The organism is Ruegeria sp. HKCCA5929 (assembly GCF_013034525.1).
GTDB lineage: Bacteria > Pseudomonadota > Alphaproteobacteria > Rhodobacterales > Rhodobacteraceae > Ruegeria.
This window is the reverse complement of record NZ_WQGE01000003.1, coordinates 143,128-157,426: the sequence shown is the minus strand read 5'-3', so window position 1 is coordinate 157,426 and position 14,299 is coordinate 143,128. Positions and strand designations below refer to the sequence as shown.

Genomic DNA, 14,299 nt, shown 5'->3' with positions numbered 1-14,299 from the left:
ACCTAAGATTGCAGATCTCTGTTAGGCTGGATGACCTTCACTTCCGCTCTAAGTGTCTGCGCAATGTTCGGAAGTTTTGGAATACGGGCTTAACGCAATGCAGATCGTCTGGTTCAAACGCGATCTTCGCGTGCAGGACAACTCCGCCCTTGCACGCGCTGCGGAATGCGGAGAGGTGCTTCCACTTTATGTCGTAGAACCGGACCTTTGGCAGCAACCTGATATGTCTGCCCGCCACTGGGGCTTTATCGCCGAAACGCTCGAACAATTGCGCGATGATCTGGGCCAGATGGGTCAGCCTCTGGTTATACGAACCGGGGAAATCACTCAGATCCTGTCAGATCTACATGCTGCGGGGCACCTCTCTGCGCTTTGGTCGCACGAAGAAACCGGCAACAACTGGACCTATCGCCGTGACCTGAAAGTGGCTGAGTGGTGCACTGAACACGGGGTGCGATGGCGTGAAGTTAAAAACCACGGTGTACAACGCCGAATGACCTCGCGCGAAGGGTGGGCCAGACGCTGGGACGCCCTTATGGCGCAACCCAAAGCTCTGCCGCCGGTTCTGTCGGCGCTTGAAATGGATCTAGGCCGTGTGCCGTCCTCGAAGGATCTAAAGCTTGTGTCAGATTCCTGCCCGGATCGCCAGCCCGGTGGGCGAAGCGACGGTTTACAGCTTTTGGACAGCTTTTTACACAGTCGAGGAGAAACCTATCAACGCGCGATGTCTTCGCCATTACAAGGCGCCCACGCCTGCTCGCGACTGTCACCCTATCTGGCTTGGGGGGCCGTATCGATGCGCGAGGTGGCACAGGCGACGGGGCAGAGGCAACAAAATTTGAGTTCGGGTGCGCAAGCCTGGCGCAAGTCGCTGCGTTCTTTTTCGGGTCGTCTGCATTGGCACTGCCACTTCATCCAGAAACTGGAAGACGAACCCAGGATCGAATTCAAGAACCTGCACAAGCTTTACGACGACTTACGCCCTGTGCAGCCAGATCCCGCGAACCTGTATGCCTGGGCCAATGGTCAAACAGGTTATCCCTTTCTGGATGCCTGCATGCGTTCACTTCGAGCAACGGGTTGGCTGAACTTCCGGATGCGGGCGATGGTAATGGCAACCGCAAGCTATCACCTTTGGCTTGACTGGCGCGCGCCGGGTTTGGAATTGGCGCGGCTATTTACCGACTATGAACCGGGCATTCACTGGAACCAGGTCCAAATGCAATCCGGCACAACCGGTATCAATGCTGTGCGGATCTACAATCCTGTGAAACAGGGAAAAGATCAGGATCCGTCCGGTGCATTTACCCGGCTATGGGTGCCAGAGTTGGCAGCGATAGCCGATCCTTATCTACAAGAGCCGTGGTCCGCACCGAATGCTGCGGCGGTGGTTGGCACGTTCTATCCCGAACGAATCTTTGACCACTTTGCCGCCGCAAAGCTGGCACGCGAGAGGATTTGGGCTGTCCGTCGCACTCCGGCCTTTCGCATCGAAGCCGCCGCCATCCAGTCCAAACACGGAAGTCGCAAACGCCGCTCATCGTCTAAAGCACGATCAAAACCTTCGGCCCAACTGAGTTTACCACTGGACGGCTAACCGATGCGCATGCGCAAGAAATCTGACCTGCCCTCTAAAACTTGCGTCAGATGTGGGCGACCTTTCACATGGCGTCGGAAATGGGCAAAGGTCTGGGATCAGGTTCGCTATTGCTCGGACCGATGCAGGCGCGCCAGATGATCAGCCTGTTAAAGCATTTAGCCGTGACATGCGCCTCATGTTTTCAAAAAAGTGAACTCTTGCACCCCTCAAAGAACGCGCCCTTGACTAAAACTGGTCACCGACGGTTACACGCCCTCTCGCGCTGCCATGATCGCGAGACCTTCGGCCACTGCGGTAAAACAGATGCAAAGGAATGTTCGGCATCCGGGAAAACACGTCGCATCGTTTCGGGGACAATGGCCATCAGGCTTGAGCCGCCAACATAGACAACCCGGTCGATCTGTTCTGCAGTTAAATCCGCCAGACGCAACGCTTCTTGCACCCCAGTCTCCAACCGTGAAGTATGATCGTTAAGACTGTCGGCCACCAGCGCGTCACTTAACTGCACAGCCAACCCAGCCTCAAGCACGTCAAGTTTGATCGCTGGATCTTTTGACCCTGAGTTCACAGCAATCTTTCCACGTTCAACAGCAAAGGCCAGTTCATGCCCCAATTCGTGCTCAAGCACCGAAGCAAGGCGGGCCAACCGTTCAGGTGACTGGGCCAGTTGTACCATGTCGCCCACCGTGCGCCGGTTCTGCGCGGTGTACAGAAACGGGATCACCTCCCAGGTCGCCAAGTCGTTAAATATGGCGTTGGGGGCCTTCGATGCCCCGCTGCCAAAGACATCCCGAACCATCGAACCTTTGCCCATAAGCGGCATCACATGATCAATACTGATCGCGCGATCAAAATCCGTTCCCCCAATGCGCACGCCGTGATTGGCCAGAATCTCTAATTCGGCTGCATGGGACCGAAAGACCGAAAAGTCAGACGTTCCACCCCCAATGTCGACAACCAGCCCAGTACCCGAGCCGCATTCAGTGGCACCTGTCGCGATGGCCGCTGCGGCGGGCTCTGGGCAAAACTGAACATCCGTAAATCCGGCGGCTATGTAACATGCGCGCATGGGCTTCACCATTCGGCGACTTAATCAGCCAGCCGGTCCGGCAGCGGAGCCAGATCATACTGCGACCAGAAAAACGTATTTGCTGCATCCTGATCGGCAGAAAGGTTCGTCGCTTCGACGATCTTGCCCTCTTCGATGCGATAGACCAGCGCCCAGGTCGTATCTACATTCGGTTTTCCGTCTGCATTCGACCAACCGCGATGAATGTCCACGACATGTGTTTCATCCGCGCCGAAATAGATCGGCTGGGCTTGAAACCCGGCTGTGCCCAATTGTGCGAAGAAGGCGAGCACTTCCTCACGCCCGTTCTTCGTTCCAGACAATGGGTGACGACCCGGAATGTGCCATTTGACGTCCTCGTCCATCACGGCAGCAATTCCGTCCAGATCGTTCGTGCCGTAGGCGGCAAAAAAGTCTTGGACCACTTTGATGTTCTCTTCCGGTGAGGCCGCCATGGCGGTGTCTCCTGCGATGATTGCGGTGGCGAGTGCTGCGGCTTTGGTCAGGGTTTTCATCTCTTGTCCTCTCAGGCGCTTAGGCGTCGGGCAACTGCAACGCTTTCTGCCGGTCTGTGCTGTGATGACGAGAACTTAGTTATTTAGCTCTTTCGTGATAATTCCCCTGAAATTCACTACTTTCATGTATAGAATCGAACAAAGCCAAGATCGGGGATCCTATGCGCTTACCGCTTGCAACGCTTGAAATCTTCGCCGCCATAGCAAGGCACGGGTCGTTGCGGGCCGCCGCAGACGCACTTGGCATCAAACCATCGACCGTGAGTCATCAGTTAAAGTCGCTGGAAGATCAGCTGGATACGGCACTTTTCATAAGAACAACGCGCTCAATCAGCCTGACCGAAGCCGGGCGTGCGCTCATCCGTGGAGCGGGCCCAGCCTTTGACCAACTGTCCGAGGCGGTAGAAAGTGCACGCAGCACAGGCCATGCCGCCCGTGGTACGCTGAAGTTGGCCATGCCTGAATTTGCCTACCATTTGTACGTGAGCCCGATCCTGAACAGCTTTTGCGCCAAATTTCCCGAGATTGAGCTGGAGCTGTCATTGACGGATGCGCTCTCGGACATTTTGGGCGAAGAATTGCATGCTGGGTTCCGGTTGGGGGACCGAGTTGCGCAAGATATGGTCGCGGTTCGACTTACTCAGCCATTGCAACTGGCTGTATCAGCAAGTCCGCACTATCTGACTGCCCGCGGCACGCCCATGGACCCACGCGATCTTCTTGAGCATAACTGTATTCGATACAGGTTTCAGTCTTCTGGCCAGATTGCTCCGTGGCGTTTTGAAGCCAAAGAGGGACCGTATTCCGTTCAAGTGCAAGGCAATCTGATCACAAACACTTTGCCGGCTTCGGTTGATCTTGCAAAACAGGGGTTGGGGCTGGTTTATACATTCCGGGCCTTTGTGGCCGCTGAAATCAGGGCAGGCCACCTTAAGCCTGTTCTTGAAAACCATCTGGGCCAGACGCCCGGTATTTTCCTTTATTACCCGCGGGAATACAGGGGCATGATGCCACTAAAGCTGTTCATTGAGCACATAAAACAGCAAAGAGGTTCTAAGTAGAAAAATAAGAATACTCTTTACGCTCAAGCAGCATCAGTTAAGCACTGAACTGGTGCCACTTCCGACAAATCGGGCGAGATTCGCACCATGTCAGACAGTTGGGGGACTGGCTTGGACGCCCCCTTGAGGATCAATTCAGCCGGAACGCTGGTTGCTGCTGCTAAAGCTTGCGACAGCGGCATTCCGACTTTAGTCACCAGATTCCGTATGGCGGTTGTCAGGTCCAAATCGGCCCCTGCCAATGTACCGTCTTGCAGTGTCAGTCTGCCCTCCTCGCGCCGGATAAGCCGCCCTTCCAGATGAAACTCTGTTTGATCAGTGCCAGCCACGGCCATCGCATCGCTGACCAAGAATATTTTTCCCGGCCCGCGTTTGGCTACAAATGCAGCGCGCATCGTTTCGGAGTGAACATGCACAGTGTCTGCGATCAAACCTGCAGACAGGTTCCCGCTTGCAAGCACTGCTCCCACCAAACCGGGCTCGCGACTGCCGAGTTGGCTCATTGCGTTGAACAGATGCGTCGCGCAGCGGGCACCAGCCTTTGCGTAAGTGATGCAAGTGTCAAATGAGGCGTCGGTGTGGCCCAGCGAGACGATAATCCCCGCCTGGGTCAAAGCCTTGACCTGGTCAACCGAAACATTCTCTGGTGCCAACGTGACCATCAGCGCAGGTAATTCGCGGGCGGCAGTCAAAAGCTGATCAAGATCAGCTTCCTCCATCGGGCGGATCAGCGCGCCGTCATGGGCACCCTTGCGACGCACCGACAAATGCGGCCCTTCAAGGTGCAGACCTGCAATGCCAGGAACCCTCTGGCGCACCGCCTGTATCGCAGCCTGTATGGCAGCAGTTGTTTTCTCTGGCGTGTCCGTAATCAGCGTCGGCAGGATTGCAGTTGCCCCCAACCCGCGATGTGCCTGAGCGATCCGCTGCAAAGTTTCGACCGAAGGCGCGTCATTGAACATCACACCTCCCCCGCCATTCACCTGCAAATCAACGTAGCCGGGACTGAGGATGTCACCTGACAGATCCTCAATCCTTGTGTCGGTCGGCAGTTCATTTGTCGGCATTATCGCGTCGACTGTGCCGTCTACAAACCGAATGGCATGATCTTGAAACAGTGTCTCTCCGTCAAAAATCGGACCGCCGGCGAAGGTGATGATTGAGCCATTCATACTGTTTCGGTCACTTTCCGAAGATGGCGCGGTGTATCAGGGTTGATGCCGCGACGCGCAGCGACGGCTTCAACCATCCCATAGAAAGAAGCAATGGCAGCGACAGGATCGGTCATCCAATGCGCTGTCCGCACATGCGGCAGCGAAACAGCATCCTTTACGCGATCCGTCGTTGCAAAAACCTGTGCACCCTTGGCGGCAAGTGCATCTGCGACCTCTGCAATATTTGCCTCGGCAGCGTCGCCAGAGGAAAAGGCGAGGACCGGAAAACCTTGATCCACTATTGAAACCGGACCGTGCAACACTTCGGCAGAGGAGTAGCTTTCGGCGTGGATCTGGCAGGTTTCCTTGAACTTTAACGCCGCCTCATTCGAGATCGCCCAGGACGTTCCGCGGCCCAACGTGAACAGCGACTGGCCATCGATCGCATCGATTACTACACCCCAGTCGCAGGCAATGGCCTGCTCCAGATCTTTGGGCAGGTTGCGGATGGCCGCCAGCAAATCTGCGTCGCCTTTGATCTCGGCCAGCAACCAAAGCCCCGCAACCAAAGACGTCACAAATGTTTTGGTCGCCGCAACACTCAACTCTGGCCCGGCATGAATGGGCAGCGCGGCCGAGGCAACATTCGCCAGGGCCGAACCGGTATCATTGGTGATCGCCACAGAATAAGCGCCGCCTTGGGTCAATGATTGGGTCAGGCGAACAATGTCTGGGCTTTGCCCAGATTGCGACACCGATACGCACAGCGCGTTTGGACAGCGCATATCAACGCCATAGATCGATTTGACGCTTGGCCCTACCGACGCCATGGGCAGGCCCAGCAACAGCTCTGACGCGTATTTCAGATAGCTGCAAGCATGATCGGATGATCCCCGCGCAACAGAAATCAAAAAGCGCGGATCGCGCGCGCGCACTTCTTGCGCCGCTGATTTGATGGCCTCGGATCCTTCGGTCAGCAAGCGGTCAACGGCGACAGGTATTTCGTTGATTTCCTGCCGCATAAGCGTGAGTTGGTTGGACATCAGGTCCGCCCTTTCAGTTTGATAGGCGCAGTTCGGCCACGAAATCGTAGGCATCCCCGCGATAGATGGAACGGGTGAGTTCGGCCACACGTCCGCTTTCCAGGTATGACGTACGCTGAATACGCAATCCTGCCGTCCCCTCGGCGACGTCCAGCAGCCGCGCTTCGGTTGCTTCAAGATTGATGGCCGAGATCTTTTGGATCGCGCGGACCGGGCGATGACCTGACTGCTCAAGTACGGCGTAAAGCGACCCGGTCACCTCGGTCGGGTTGGGTAGGATGTCCAATGGCAGCGCGGCGCGTTCTAAGGCCATCGGGCGTCCTCCGGCTGCACGCAGGCGGTGGATTCGGGCCACTTGATCATTGGCCGACAGGCCCAACGCCAGCATTTCATCGGGTGCGGGCAGGAAAATTCCCCGCTCCAGCCACGTCGAGGTCGTTTCAAAACCACGCCGCTCCATATCCTCGGTGAAGGAGGTCAGATGTGACAGAGATTGCTCGACCCGCGCGACAGGTTCCCGCACAAAAGACCCTGAGCCTTGCCGTTGCTCGATTGTTCCTTTGCGCACCAACTCCTGAATGGCCTTGCGGACTGTTACACGCGACAGGTCGGTCAATTCTGCGATCTCACGTTCGGGCGGCAGAGAGCTGTTTGGCGGCAGGATACCTTCCTCGATCCCCTGTTCAAGCCGCTGGCGCAGCTGCACATAACGTGGTCCGGCAGACTGGCCCAGCCAGCCCTCGGGCTTTAGGAAATCAACAACGCTCATGTTCGACCTCCTCTTTGAACGCTTGCGCCAAAGCGATTGCCCCTGAAAGCGGATCGCCTGATGGCTGCGTTAAAACTTGCTGCATGTCTTTTGGCAAAAAGGCAGCGTAGTGCGGACCTATTCCACCCGTCAGGCAAATGGGAACACCGAGGATCCAGCCCATCTTTTTCAGCCTGTCCGCCAAATAGTCGGCACCCGCCTGAAGGATAGACATCGCAATTGTGTCCCCCTTCCCCGCAGACTGTGTGACGACAGGTGCAAGGGCACCAAATTCCGTAGGAGTCATTGTCGATGCGGCTTTGACGACACCAGTCGCACCCTCGAACCGGCGCAGCAAGTGCCCGGACAGTTCAGACGACGCAATCACCCCGTCGGCACATTCCAGCACCTCGGACAATGCCCGTTTTCCGACCCACTGAGCCGATGCCTGGTCCCCCAACACCGGCCCCCATCCTCCGGCAAATCTTGGCTTTCCACCCTGCTGCATAGCCAGAAACGACCCGGTGCCACAATGCGCAACAAACCCGTCACGTGGCCCTAACGCCCCGCGAAGGGCAGATGGGCGATCATCTTCTATGCGCACATGTTCAAAGGGCAAGGCCGCAGCCAGACGATCAGCTACGGCGGGCCCCGTGACACCTGCCAAGCCCAGATATGCCGGCACTTTGGCGAGGTCTGCGAAGTCAATACCAGCTTGTTGACCCAAGGCGGCCAATCCTTGCGAAAGCTCAGCACAGGACGCATCGAAATCGGTCGACACGTTCGCCGACCCAACCTCAACCCGCCAGCTTCGAGCACGATCCGACAAAGCGAGGCGGCACCGCGTACCTCCACCGTCTATTGCCAAAACCAGGTTATCCATGCAGCGAGTCATGAAGAGACCTTTATAATACCTTTGCCGAATTTAGAAGGCCAAAATACGACCTCATGCGAGTTAAATTGAATTATTGAGGGAATTAAACAAAATGGTAGACTAATGGTATCTAAAAGGTATGATGCCGAGAGACCGGGGGAGAATCACTTGAACACACCTGTGACAGAACAGTTGCACCCAAATGCAATCGGGCTCGACACGCGCCCGCTGTCAGATGTCGCCGCCCTTCTGGCGCAGTCGCAAGCCTTGGCCGCGTCTGCGCCACTGGATGCGGTGGGCCCTATCTGTGACGGGGCACAGGCCATGGCGGCCACGGTCCGGGCGAAAGGCGTTCTGCGCTATTTGGCGGCAGGTTCCTCTGGCCTCATGGCTGCAGCGGATGCTCTGGAACTTGGGGGCACTTTTTCCATCCCGGCAAACCAGATCCAAATTCACATGGCGGGCGGATTGCCTTCCAGCGCAGAGATGCCGGGAGATGTCGAAGACATCTCGACCACCCTAACAGATGAATTGGCCGAACTTTCCGCCCGTGACACTCTGATCGCAGTTTCGGCCAGTGGGACAACACCTTACACCATCGCGGCCGCTCGCATTGCTCGCGACAAAGGTGCCCAGGTCATTGGCATCGCCAACAACGCTGGCTCCGAACTCTTGCAGCTATCGGACCATGCGGTCTTGCTGGAGACCCCGCCGGAACTTGTATCCGGTTCGACCCGCATGGGCGCAGGGACCGCGCAGAAAATTGCATTGAATATGCTTTCCACACTGATGGCTGTCGAGCTGGGCCATATTCAAGACGGGATGATGATCAACCTTCGCGCCGACAACGACAAGTTACGTGCTCGCGCCAACGGGATCGTGTGTCAGCTGACGGGCGTTGATCCCAAACAAGCGGCGTCGGCGCTGAACATCACGGGCGGCGACCTCAAATGTGCGGTACTCGTCGCAGCAGGTGTCGGATCTGATGAAGCCGCGCAAGCACTTCTGGATGAAACAAACGGCCACCTCCGACCCGCAATGAACCGATTAAAGCGAAACAACGAAAACACAAACCTGGGAGAAGCAAAATGAAACGCAAAGTTCTAAGCCTGGCTCTGATGAGCACAGCGCTGGTCACAAGCGCCTATGCACAAGAGGCTACGCTGACAATCGAAAGCTGGCGCAATGACGACCTGGCACTCTGGCAGGAAAAGATCATTCCCGCCTTCGAAGCAGAGCACCCGGGTATCAAAGTCATCTTCTCACCCTCCGCGCCTGCCGAGTACAACGCAGTTCTGAACTCGAAACTTGAGGCCGGATCGGCCGGTGACCTGATCACCTGTCGCCCGTTTGACGCTTCGCTGGCGCTGTACGAAAGCGGGCACCTAACTGACCTGTCCGACCTCGAGGCCATGGGCAATTTCTCAGATGTTGCGAAATCCGCATGGCAGACCGATGACGCATCCGCCAGTTTCTGCGTGCCTATGGCGTCGGTGATCCACGGTTTTATCTACAACAAAGACACCTTCAACGAGCTGGGCCTTGAAGTCCCCACCACTGAGGCCGAGTTCTTTGCCGCTTTGGACAAGATCAAGGAAGACGGTACCTATATCCCAATGGCGATGGGCACAAACGACCAGTGGGAAGCTGCCACGATGGGCTATAACAATATCGGCCCGAACTACTGGAAAGGCGAAGAAGGCCGCCTGGCGCTGATAAAAGGCGAGCAGAAACTGACGGACCCGCAATGGGTTGCACCTTATGCGACACTGGCTAAATGGGCGGACTATCTGGGCGACGGATACGAAGCGCAAACCTATCCCGACAGTCAGAACCTGTTTACCCTCGGTCGCGCCGCAATCTACCCGGCGGGCAGCTGGGAAATCGCTGGCTTCAATACGCAGGCCGATTTCGAAATGGGCGCCTTCAAACCTCCGGTCCAGAATACAGGCGACACCTGCTATATCTCTGACCACACTGACATTGGTATCGGCCTGAACGCGGCCAGTGAAAACCAAGAGGCCGCAAAAACTTTCCTGTCCTGGGTCGCCAGCCCGGAATTCGCCAGTATCTTTGGCAACGCGGTTCCCGGGTTCTTCCCCCTGTCCAACACTCCGGTCGAGCTGGAAGACCCGCTGGCCAAGGAAATCGTCGGCTGGCGGGATGAGTGTGAAAGCACAATCCGTTCGACCTATCAGATCCTGTCGCGTGGCACGCCAAACCTGGAAAACGAAACCTGGGGTGCATCTGTCGCTGCTATTAAAGGCACGGAAAGCCCCGAGGCGTTGGGCCAGCAGTTGCAGGACGGTTTGGCCAGTTGGTACGCACCCCATCAGTAAAGCCTGAGCGCTAACCATCACCGGACGCGGGGTTTCGCGTCCGGACCTTTTCCCGGAGACCGTCATGCAGACCCGCCGCATCCGCTGGCACATCGCCGTTTTCCTTGCCCCTGCGGTTCTGGTCTACACGGCGGTGATGATCTTCCCTTTGTTCAACACCCTCCGTCTTGCACTGTTCAGCGAGGTTGATCAGGCGCGCGTCTATGTGGGTTTGGAAAATTTCCGCACCCTGTTTTTCGACCCGATCTGGTCCGAACAGTTCTGGAACGCGTTGGGAAACAACTTCTGGTTTTTCCTGATCCACATGCTGGTACAAAACCCCATCGGCATCGCCTTGGCGGCAATCTTGTCACATCCCCGCCTGAGGTTCGCTGCGCTTTACCGTTCGGCGATTTTCATCCCCACGATCCTAAGCTTTGTGATCGTTGGCTTCGCCTGGAAACTGATCCTGTCACCCCTTTGGGGTATCGCGCCTTCGATGCTGGACGCCATCGGTCTAAAGTCACTGTTTGCACCGTGGCTGGGTAAAGAAGAATACGCCCTGACAACGCTGGCGCTGGTGTCGGTCTGGCAGTTCGTCGGGATCCCGATGATGTTGATCTATGCTGCCCTTCTGTCGATCCCCGAAGAAATCCTTGAGGCCGGAGAGATCGATGGGATTACCGGGGCTTCCGCGTTCTGGAAAATCAAACTGCCGCTCATATTGCCGTCCATCGGCATCATCTCGATCCTGACATTTGTGGGCAACTTTAACGCGTTCGACCTGATATACGTGTCGCAAGGCGCGCTAGCTGGGCCGGATTTCTCAACTGATATCCTTGGTACATTCATGTACCGCACCTTCTTCGGCTTCCAATTGCAATTGGGAGATCCGCATATGGGGTCCGCTATCGCTGGGGCCATGTTCGCGATCATCCTCGTGGGGGTCTGCATCTACCTCTTCGGCATCCAGACCCGGATGCGCCGGTACCAGTTGTGAGGGCATGGCCATGAACAAAGCACGCCAAAACCCGCTGAACACCGCCGCCATGCACGGGGCGCTGATCCTTTACACGCTGATCGCCCTGTTCCCGGTCTTCGTCATCATCATCAACAGCTTTAAAACCCGCCGCGCCATCTTTCGCGAACCGCTTGCCCTGCCCGACGCTGAAAGCTTTTCGCTGATCGGTTACCAGACGGTGATGAAACAAGGGGATTTCTTCCTCTATTTCCAGAATTCGATGATCGTTACGGTTGTATCGCTGACATTCATCCTACTTTTTGGTGCCATGGCGGCCTTTGCCCTCAGTGAATACCGCTTCAAGGGCAACCTGCTGATGGGTCTCTATCTGGCGCTTGGGATCATGATCCCGATCCGTATCGGCACTGTCGCGATCCTCGAGATGATGGTGGCCACCGGGCTTGTGAACACGCTTTGGGCCTTGATCCTTGTCTACACAGCACAAGGGTTGCCGCTGGCCGTCTTTATCCTGTCCGAGTTCATGCGACAGGTCTCTGACGACCTGAAAGATGCGGGACGCGTCGATGGGTTGTCGGAATACACAATCTTTTTCCGTCTTGTCCTTCCGCTTGTGCGTCCGGCCATGGCGACAGTGGCCGTGTTCAACATGATCCCGATCTGGAACGATCTGTGGTTCCCGCTGATCCTCGCCCCGGCGGAGGAGACCAAAACACTGACGCTGGGCAGTCAGGTCTTCATCGGTCAATTCGTCACCGATTGGAATGCGGTTCTGTCGGCCCTGTCGATGGCAATCCTGCCGGTGCTGGTGCTCTATGTCATCTTCTCGCGCCAACTGATCCGCGGCATCACATCAGGAGCTGTCAAATGACCCGAGTTCTGATTGCAGGCCTTGGCAATATGGGCCTTAGCCACGCGCTGGCCCATCACCACCATCCGGACGCGCAAATCGTGGGATTGGTGAACAGGTCCGGTCATGTGGATCACCCCGAGCTGGGCCAGTATCCCGCCTATTCGGATTTCCACTCGGCGCTGGCCGAGACAAATCCGGATTTGGTCGTTGTCGCCACCTATTCCGATAGCCATGCCGATTATGCCTGCGCCGCGATGGAAGCTGGCGCGCATGTCTTCGTTGAAAAACCACTAGCCACCACAGTGGCCGATGCCAAACGCGTTGTCGAAAAGGCCACCCAAACCAACCGCAAACTGGTGATCGGCTACATTCTGCGCCATCATCCGTCGTGGATGCGCCTGATTTCCGAGGCGCGTGACCTTGGCGGGCCGTATGTCTTCCGCCTGAACCTCAACCAGCAAAGCAGCGGGGCCGAATGGGAGACGCATAAGGCGCTGATGCAAACCACCTCTCCTATCGTCGATTGCGGCGTGCACTACGTCGACGTGATGTGCCAGATAACGGACTCAGACCCGGTGCGGGTGCATGGCATGGGCCTGCGCCTGAGCGATGAGATCGCCAAAGATATGTACAATTACGGACAGTTTCAGGTGGTCTTCGAAGACGGCTCGGTCGGTTGGTACGAGGCTGGTTGGGGGCCGATGATGTCTGAGACCGCGTTTTTCGTAAAAGACATCGTCTCGCCCAACGGCTCGGTTTCGATCACCGATGGCAACAAGGGCGCATCCTCGGATATCGACGGCCACACCAAGGTCGGCGGCATTCTGGTCCACCGCCCCGAGGGGGACAGGCAGATCGACATGCCGGATGAACCCGGCCATCAGAAACTTTGCGACGCAGAGCAGAACTTTATGCTGCGCACCATTACTGAAGACATCGACCTGACCCGCCACATGAACGACGCCGTGCAATCGCTGGCCATCTGTCTGGCTGCAGACGAAAGCATCCGTACTGGCCAACCCATTTCGCTGAAAGAGGCACGCACATGACCGCCCTGACGCTTACGAACGTGAACAAGTCCTTTGGCACTGTTGAGGTGCTCAAAGACATCAACATCGAAGTGGAAGAGGGCGAGTTCGTCGTCTTCGTCGGCCCCTCGGGCTGCGGCAAGTCCACCTTATTGCGCGTGATCGCAGGTCTGGAAGATGTTACATCCGGCGAAGTGCGCATTGGCGGCGAGCTGATGAACCTCACACCGCCTTCAAAACGCGGTATCGCGATGGTGTTCCAGAGCTACGCGCTTTACCCCCATTTGAACGTGCGCAAGAACATGTCGCTGGCGCTGAAACAGGAAGGCCAAAGTAAGCAGGTCATCGAGGAACGTGTCGCCAAGGCCAGCAAGATGCTGAACCTTGAACCCTATATCGACCGCTACCCGTCTGAGCTGTCCGGCGGTCAGCGTCAGCGTGTTGCTATCGGTCGCGCGATTGTTCGCGAACCCAAATTGTTTTTGTTTGACGAACCTCTATCAAATCTGGACGCGGCTTTGCGTATGAACACGCGGTTGGAGATCGCGAATTTGCACCAGCAGCTCGATGCCTCGATGATCTATGTCACCCATGACCAGACCGAAGCGATGACGTTGGCGGACAAGATCGTCGTACTGCGCGACGGGCGTGTGGAACAGGTTGGCAGCCCGATGGAGTTGTACAACAATCCTGCCAATCAATTTGTCGCCGGTTTCCTTGGCGCACCATCGATGAATTTCTTCCCCGCCAGCTTAGTTGGAGAAAGCACAGACATCACAATGGGGGTCCGGCCCGAAGACCTCTATCTGACAGATGAAAGCCCTTTGAGCGCACAAGTAACCCATGTCGAGCATTTGGGAGGGGACACCAACGTGATCGCAATGATGCAAGGTCATCAGGTTACAGCCCGCCTGTTCGGTCAACACGAGGTCGCAACCGGCCAAGAGATACATATTGGTTTCACACCGGATCGCAGTTATCGCTTCGATACGCAGGGCGCTCGGCTCGCCTAAACCTCTGTTGAACTTCACCCGCCTCCGCCAGCCAAATGACCTGT

The 14,299-nt window shown here is 56.6% G+C and carries 15 protein-coding genes; 9 read left to right on the top strand and 6 right to left on the bottom strand.

All coding sequences use genetic code 11. From position 1 onward, the window contains the following. The first annotated feature begins 97 nt into the window (after positions 1–97). Positions 98–1,597 (top strand): FAD-binding domain-containing protein, encoded by a 1,500-nt coding sequence (locus GOV90_RS09645; protein WP_171095612.1) that lies wholly within the window; start codon positions 98–100, stop codon positions 1,595–1,597. Between the two features lie 3 nt (positions 1,598–1,600). Further along, entirely contained in the window at positions 1,601–1,738 is a 138-nt protein-coding gene (locus tag GOV90_RS09640; RefSeq protein ID WP_171095609.1) for a DUF2256 domain-containing protein, read from the top strand. Positions 1,739–1,835: 97 nt separating this feature from the next. Here GOV90_RS09640 and GOV90_RS09635 read toward each other — a convergent pair whose 3' ends face one another. After that, positions 1,836–2,669 (bottom strand): Hsp70 family protein, encoded by an 834-nt coding sequence (locus GOV90_RS09635; protein ID WP_253284787.1) that lies wholly within the window; start codon positions 2,667–2,669, stop codon positions 1,836–1,838. A gap of 20 nt (positions 2,670–2,689) precedes the next feature. Continuing rightward, positions 2,690–3,184 (bottom strand): nuclear transport factor 2 family protein, encoded by a 495-nt coding sequence (locus tag GOV90_RS09630; protein ID WP_216602353.1) that lies wholly within the window; start codon positions 3,182–3,184, stop codon positions 2,690–2,692. Positions 3,185–3,345: 161 nt separating this feature from the next. On the opposite strand from GOV90_RS09630, the gene GOV90_RS09625 reads away from it, so the two are divergent. Next, positions 3,346–4,245, top strand: a complete 900-nt coding sequence (locus tag GOV90_RS09625; RefSeq protein ID WP_171095607.1) for a LysR family transcriptional regulator — start codon at positions 3,346–3,348, stop codon at positions 4,243–4,245. Between the two features lie 23 nt (positions 4,246–4,268). Here GOV90_RS09625 and nagA read toward each other — a convergent pair whose 3' ends face one another. From nagA to GOV90_RS09605, 4 genes are read right to left on the bottom strand one after another with little or no spacing between them, the layout of a single operon-like run. Continuing rightward, positions 4,269–5,417 carry an N-acetylglucosamine-6-phosphate deacetylase gene (gene nagA / locus GOV90_RS09620; protein WP_171095605.1) on the bottom strand — a complete coding sequence of 383 codons (1,149 nt, stop codon included), beginning with the start codon at positions 5,415–5,417 and terminating at the stop codon, positions 4,269–4,271. Then, positions 5,414–6,442, bottom strand: coding sequence for an SIS domain-containing protein (locus tag GOV90_RS09615; protein ID WP_171095603.1), 1,029 nt, complete (start codon positions 6,440–6,442; stop codon positions 5,414–5,416). Before GOV90_RS09615 ends, nagA begins: the two co-directional genes overlap by 4 nt. 13 nt (positions 6,443–6,455) lie before the next feature. Then, a complete protein-coding gene (locus GOV90_RS09610; RefSeq protein WP_171095601.1) occupies positions 6,456–7,211 on the bottom strand; it encodes a GntR family transcriptional regulator in 756 nt (251 codons plus the stop codon). Continuing rightward, a complete protein-coding gene (locus GOV90_RS09605) occupies positions 7,198–8,073 on the bottom strand; it encodes a BadF/BadG/BcrA/BcrD ATPase family protein (protein ID WP_253284788.1) in 876 nt (291 codons plus the stop codon). Before GOV90_RS09605 ends, GOV90_RS09610 begins: the two co-directional genes overlap by 14 nt. A gap of 159 nt (positions 8,074–8,232) precedes the next feature. On the opposite strand from GOV90_RS09605, the gene GOV90_RS09600 reads away from it, so the two are divergent. The 6 genes from GOV90_RS09600 (at position 8,233) to GOV90_RS09575 (ending at position 14,255) form a co-directional block, all read left to right on the top strand. After that, complete coding sequence (locus GOV90_RS09600; RefSeq protein ID WP_216602354.1) at positions 8,233–9,156, top strand: N-acetylmuramic acid 6-phosphate etherase; 924 nt, start codon at positions 8,233–8,235, stop codon at positions 9,154–9,156. After that, positions 9,153–10,403: an ABC transporter substrate-binding protein gene (locus tag GOV90_RS09595; protein WP_171095595.1), complete on the top strand. Its 1,251-nt coding sequence runs from the start codon at positions 9,153–9,155 to the stop codon at positions 10,401–10,403. The genes GOV90_RS09600 and GOV90_RS09595 overlap by 4 nt, the downstream gene beginning before the upstream one ends. Before the next feature lie 64 nt (positions 10,404–10,467). Next, complete coding sequence (locus GOV90_RS09590) at positions 10,468–11,382, top strand: carbohydrate ABC transporter permease (RefSeq protein WP_171095593.1); 915 nt, start codon at positions 10,468–10,470, stop codon at positions 11,380–11,382. A gap of 10 nt (positions 11,383–11,392) precedes the next feature. Then, entirely contained in the window at positions 11,393–12,232 is an 840-nt protein-coding gene (locus GOV90_RS09585) for a carbohydrate ABC transporter permease (protein WP_171095591.1), read from the top strand. Then, positions 12,229–13,263: a Gfo/Idh/MocA family protein gene (locus tag GOV90_RS09580; protein WP_171095589.1), complete on the top strand. Its 1,035-nt coding sequence runs from the start codon at positions 12,229–12,231 to the stop codon at positions 13,261–13,263. Before GOV90_RS09585 ends, GOV90_RS09580 begins: the two co-directional genes overlap by 4 nt. Further along, complete coding sequence (locus tag GOV90_RS09575) at positions 13,260–14,255, top strand: ABC transporter ATP-binding protein (RefSeq protein WP_171095587.1); 996 nt, start codon at positions 13,260–13,262, stop codon at positions 14,253–14,255. The genes GOV90_RS09580 and GOV90_RS09575 overlap by 4 nt, the downstream gene beginning before the upstream one ends. The last annotated feature ends 44 nt before the right edge of the window (positions 14,256–14,299 follow it).

Excerpts from the sequence above, each read along its gene's own strand:
- GOV90_RS09585 (WP_171095591.1), top strand. The coding sequence starts at position 11,393 with ATGAACAAAGCACGCCAAAACCCGCTGAACACCGCCGCCATGCACGGG.
- GOV90_RS09610 (WP_171095601.1), bottom strand. The coding sequence starts at position 7,211 with ATGAGCGTTGTTGATTTCCTAAAGCCCGAGGGCTGGCTGGGCCAGTCT.
- nagA (WP_171095605.1), bottom strand. The coding sequence starts at position 5,417 with ATGAATGGCTCAATCATCACCTTCGCCGGCGGTCCGATTTTTGACGGA.
- GOV90_RS09640 (WP_171095609.1), top strand. The coding sequence starts at position 1,601 with ATGCGCATGCGCAAGAAATCTGACCTGCCCTCTAAAACTTGCGTCAGA.
- GOV90_RS09625 (WP_171095607.1), top strand. The coding sequence starts at position 3,346 with ATGCGCTTACCGCTTGCAACGCTTGAAATCTTCGCCGCCATAGCAAGG.
- GOV90_RS09615 (WP_171095603.1), bottom strand. The coding sequence starts at position 6,442 with ATGTCCAACCAACTCACGCTTATGCGGCAGGAAATCAACGAAATACCT.
- GOV90_RS09645 (WP_171095612.1), top strand. The coding sequence starts at position 98 with ATGCAGATCGTCTGGTTCAAACGCGATCTTCGCGTGCAGGACAACTCC.
- GOV90_RS09605 (WP_253284788.1), bottom strand. The coding sequence starts at position 8,073 with ATGGATAACCTGGTTTTGGCAATAGACGGTGGAGGTACGCGGTGCCGC.
- GOV90_RS09635 (WP_253284787.1), bottom strand. The coding sequence starts at position 2,669 with ATGCGCGCATGTTACATAGCCGCCGGATTTACGGATGTTCAGTTTTGC.
- GOV90_RS09575 (WP_171095587.1), top strand. The coding sequence starts at position 13,260 with ATGACCGCCCTGACGCTTACGAACGTGAACAAGTCCTTTGGCACTGTT.
- GOV90_RS09595 (WP_171095595.1), top strand. The coding sequence starts at position 9,153 with ATGAAACGCAAAGTTCTAAGCCTGGCTCTGATGAGCACAGCGCTGGTC.
- GOV90_RS09590 (WP_171095593.1), top strand. The coding sequence starts at position 10,468 with ATGCAGACCCGCCGCATCCGCTGGCACATCGCCGTTTTCCTTGCCCCT.
- GOV90_RS09580 (WP_171095589.1), top strand. The coding sequence starts at position 12,229 with ATGACCCGAGTTCTGATTGCAGGCCTTGGCAATATGGGCCTTAGCCAC.
- GOV90_RS09630 (WP_216602353.1), bottom strand. The coding sequence starts at position 3,184 with ATGAAAACCCTGACCAAAGCCGCAGCACTCGCCACCGCAATCATCGCA.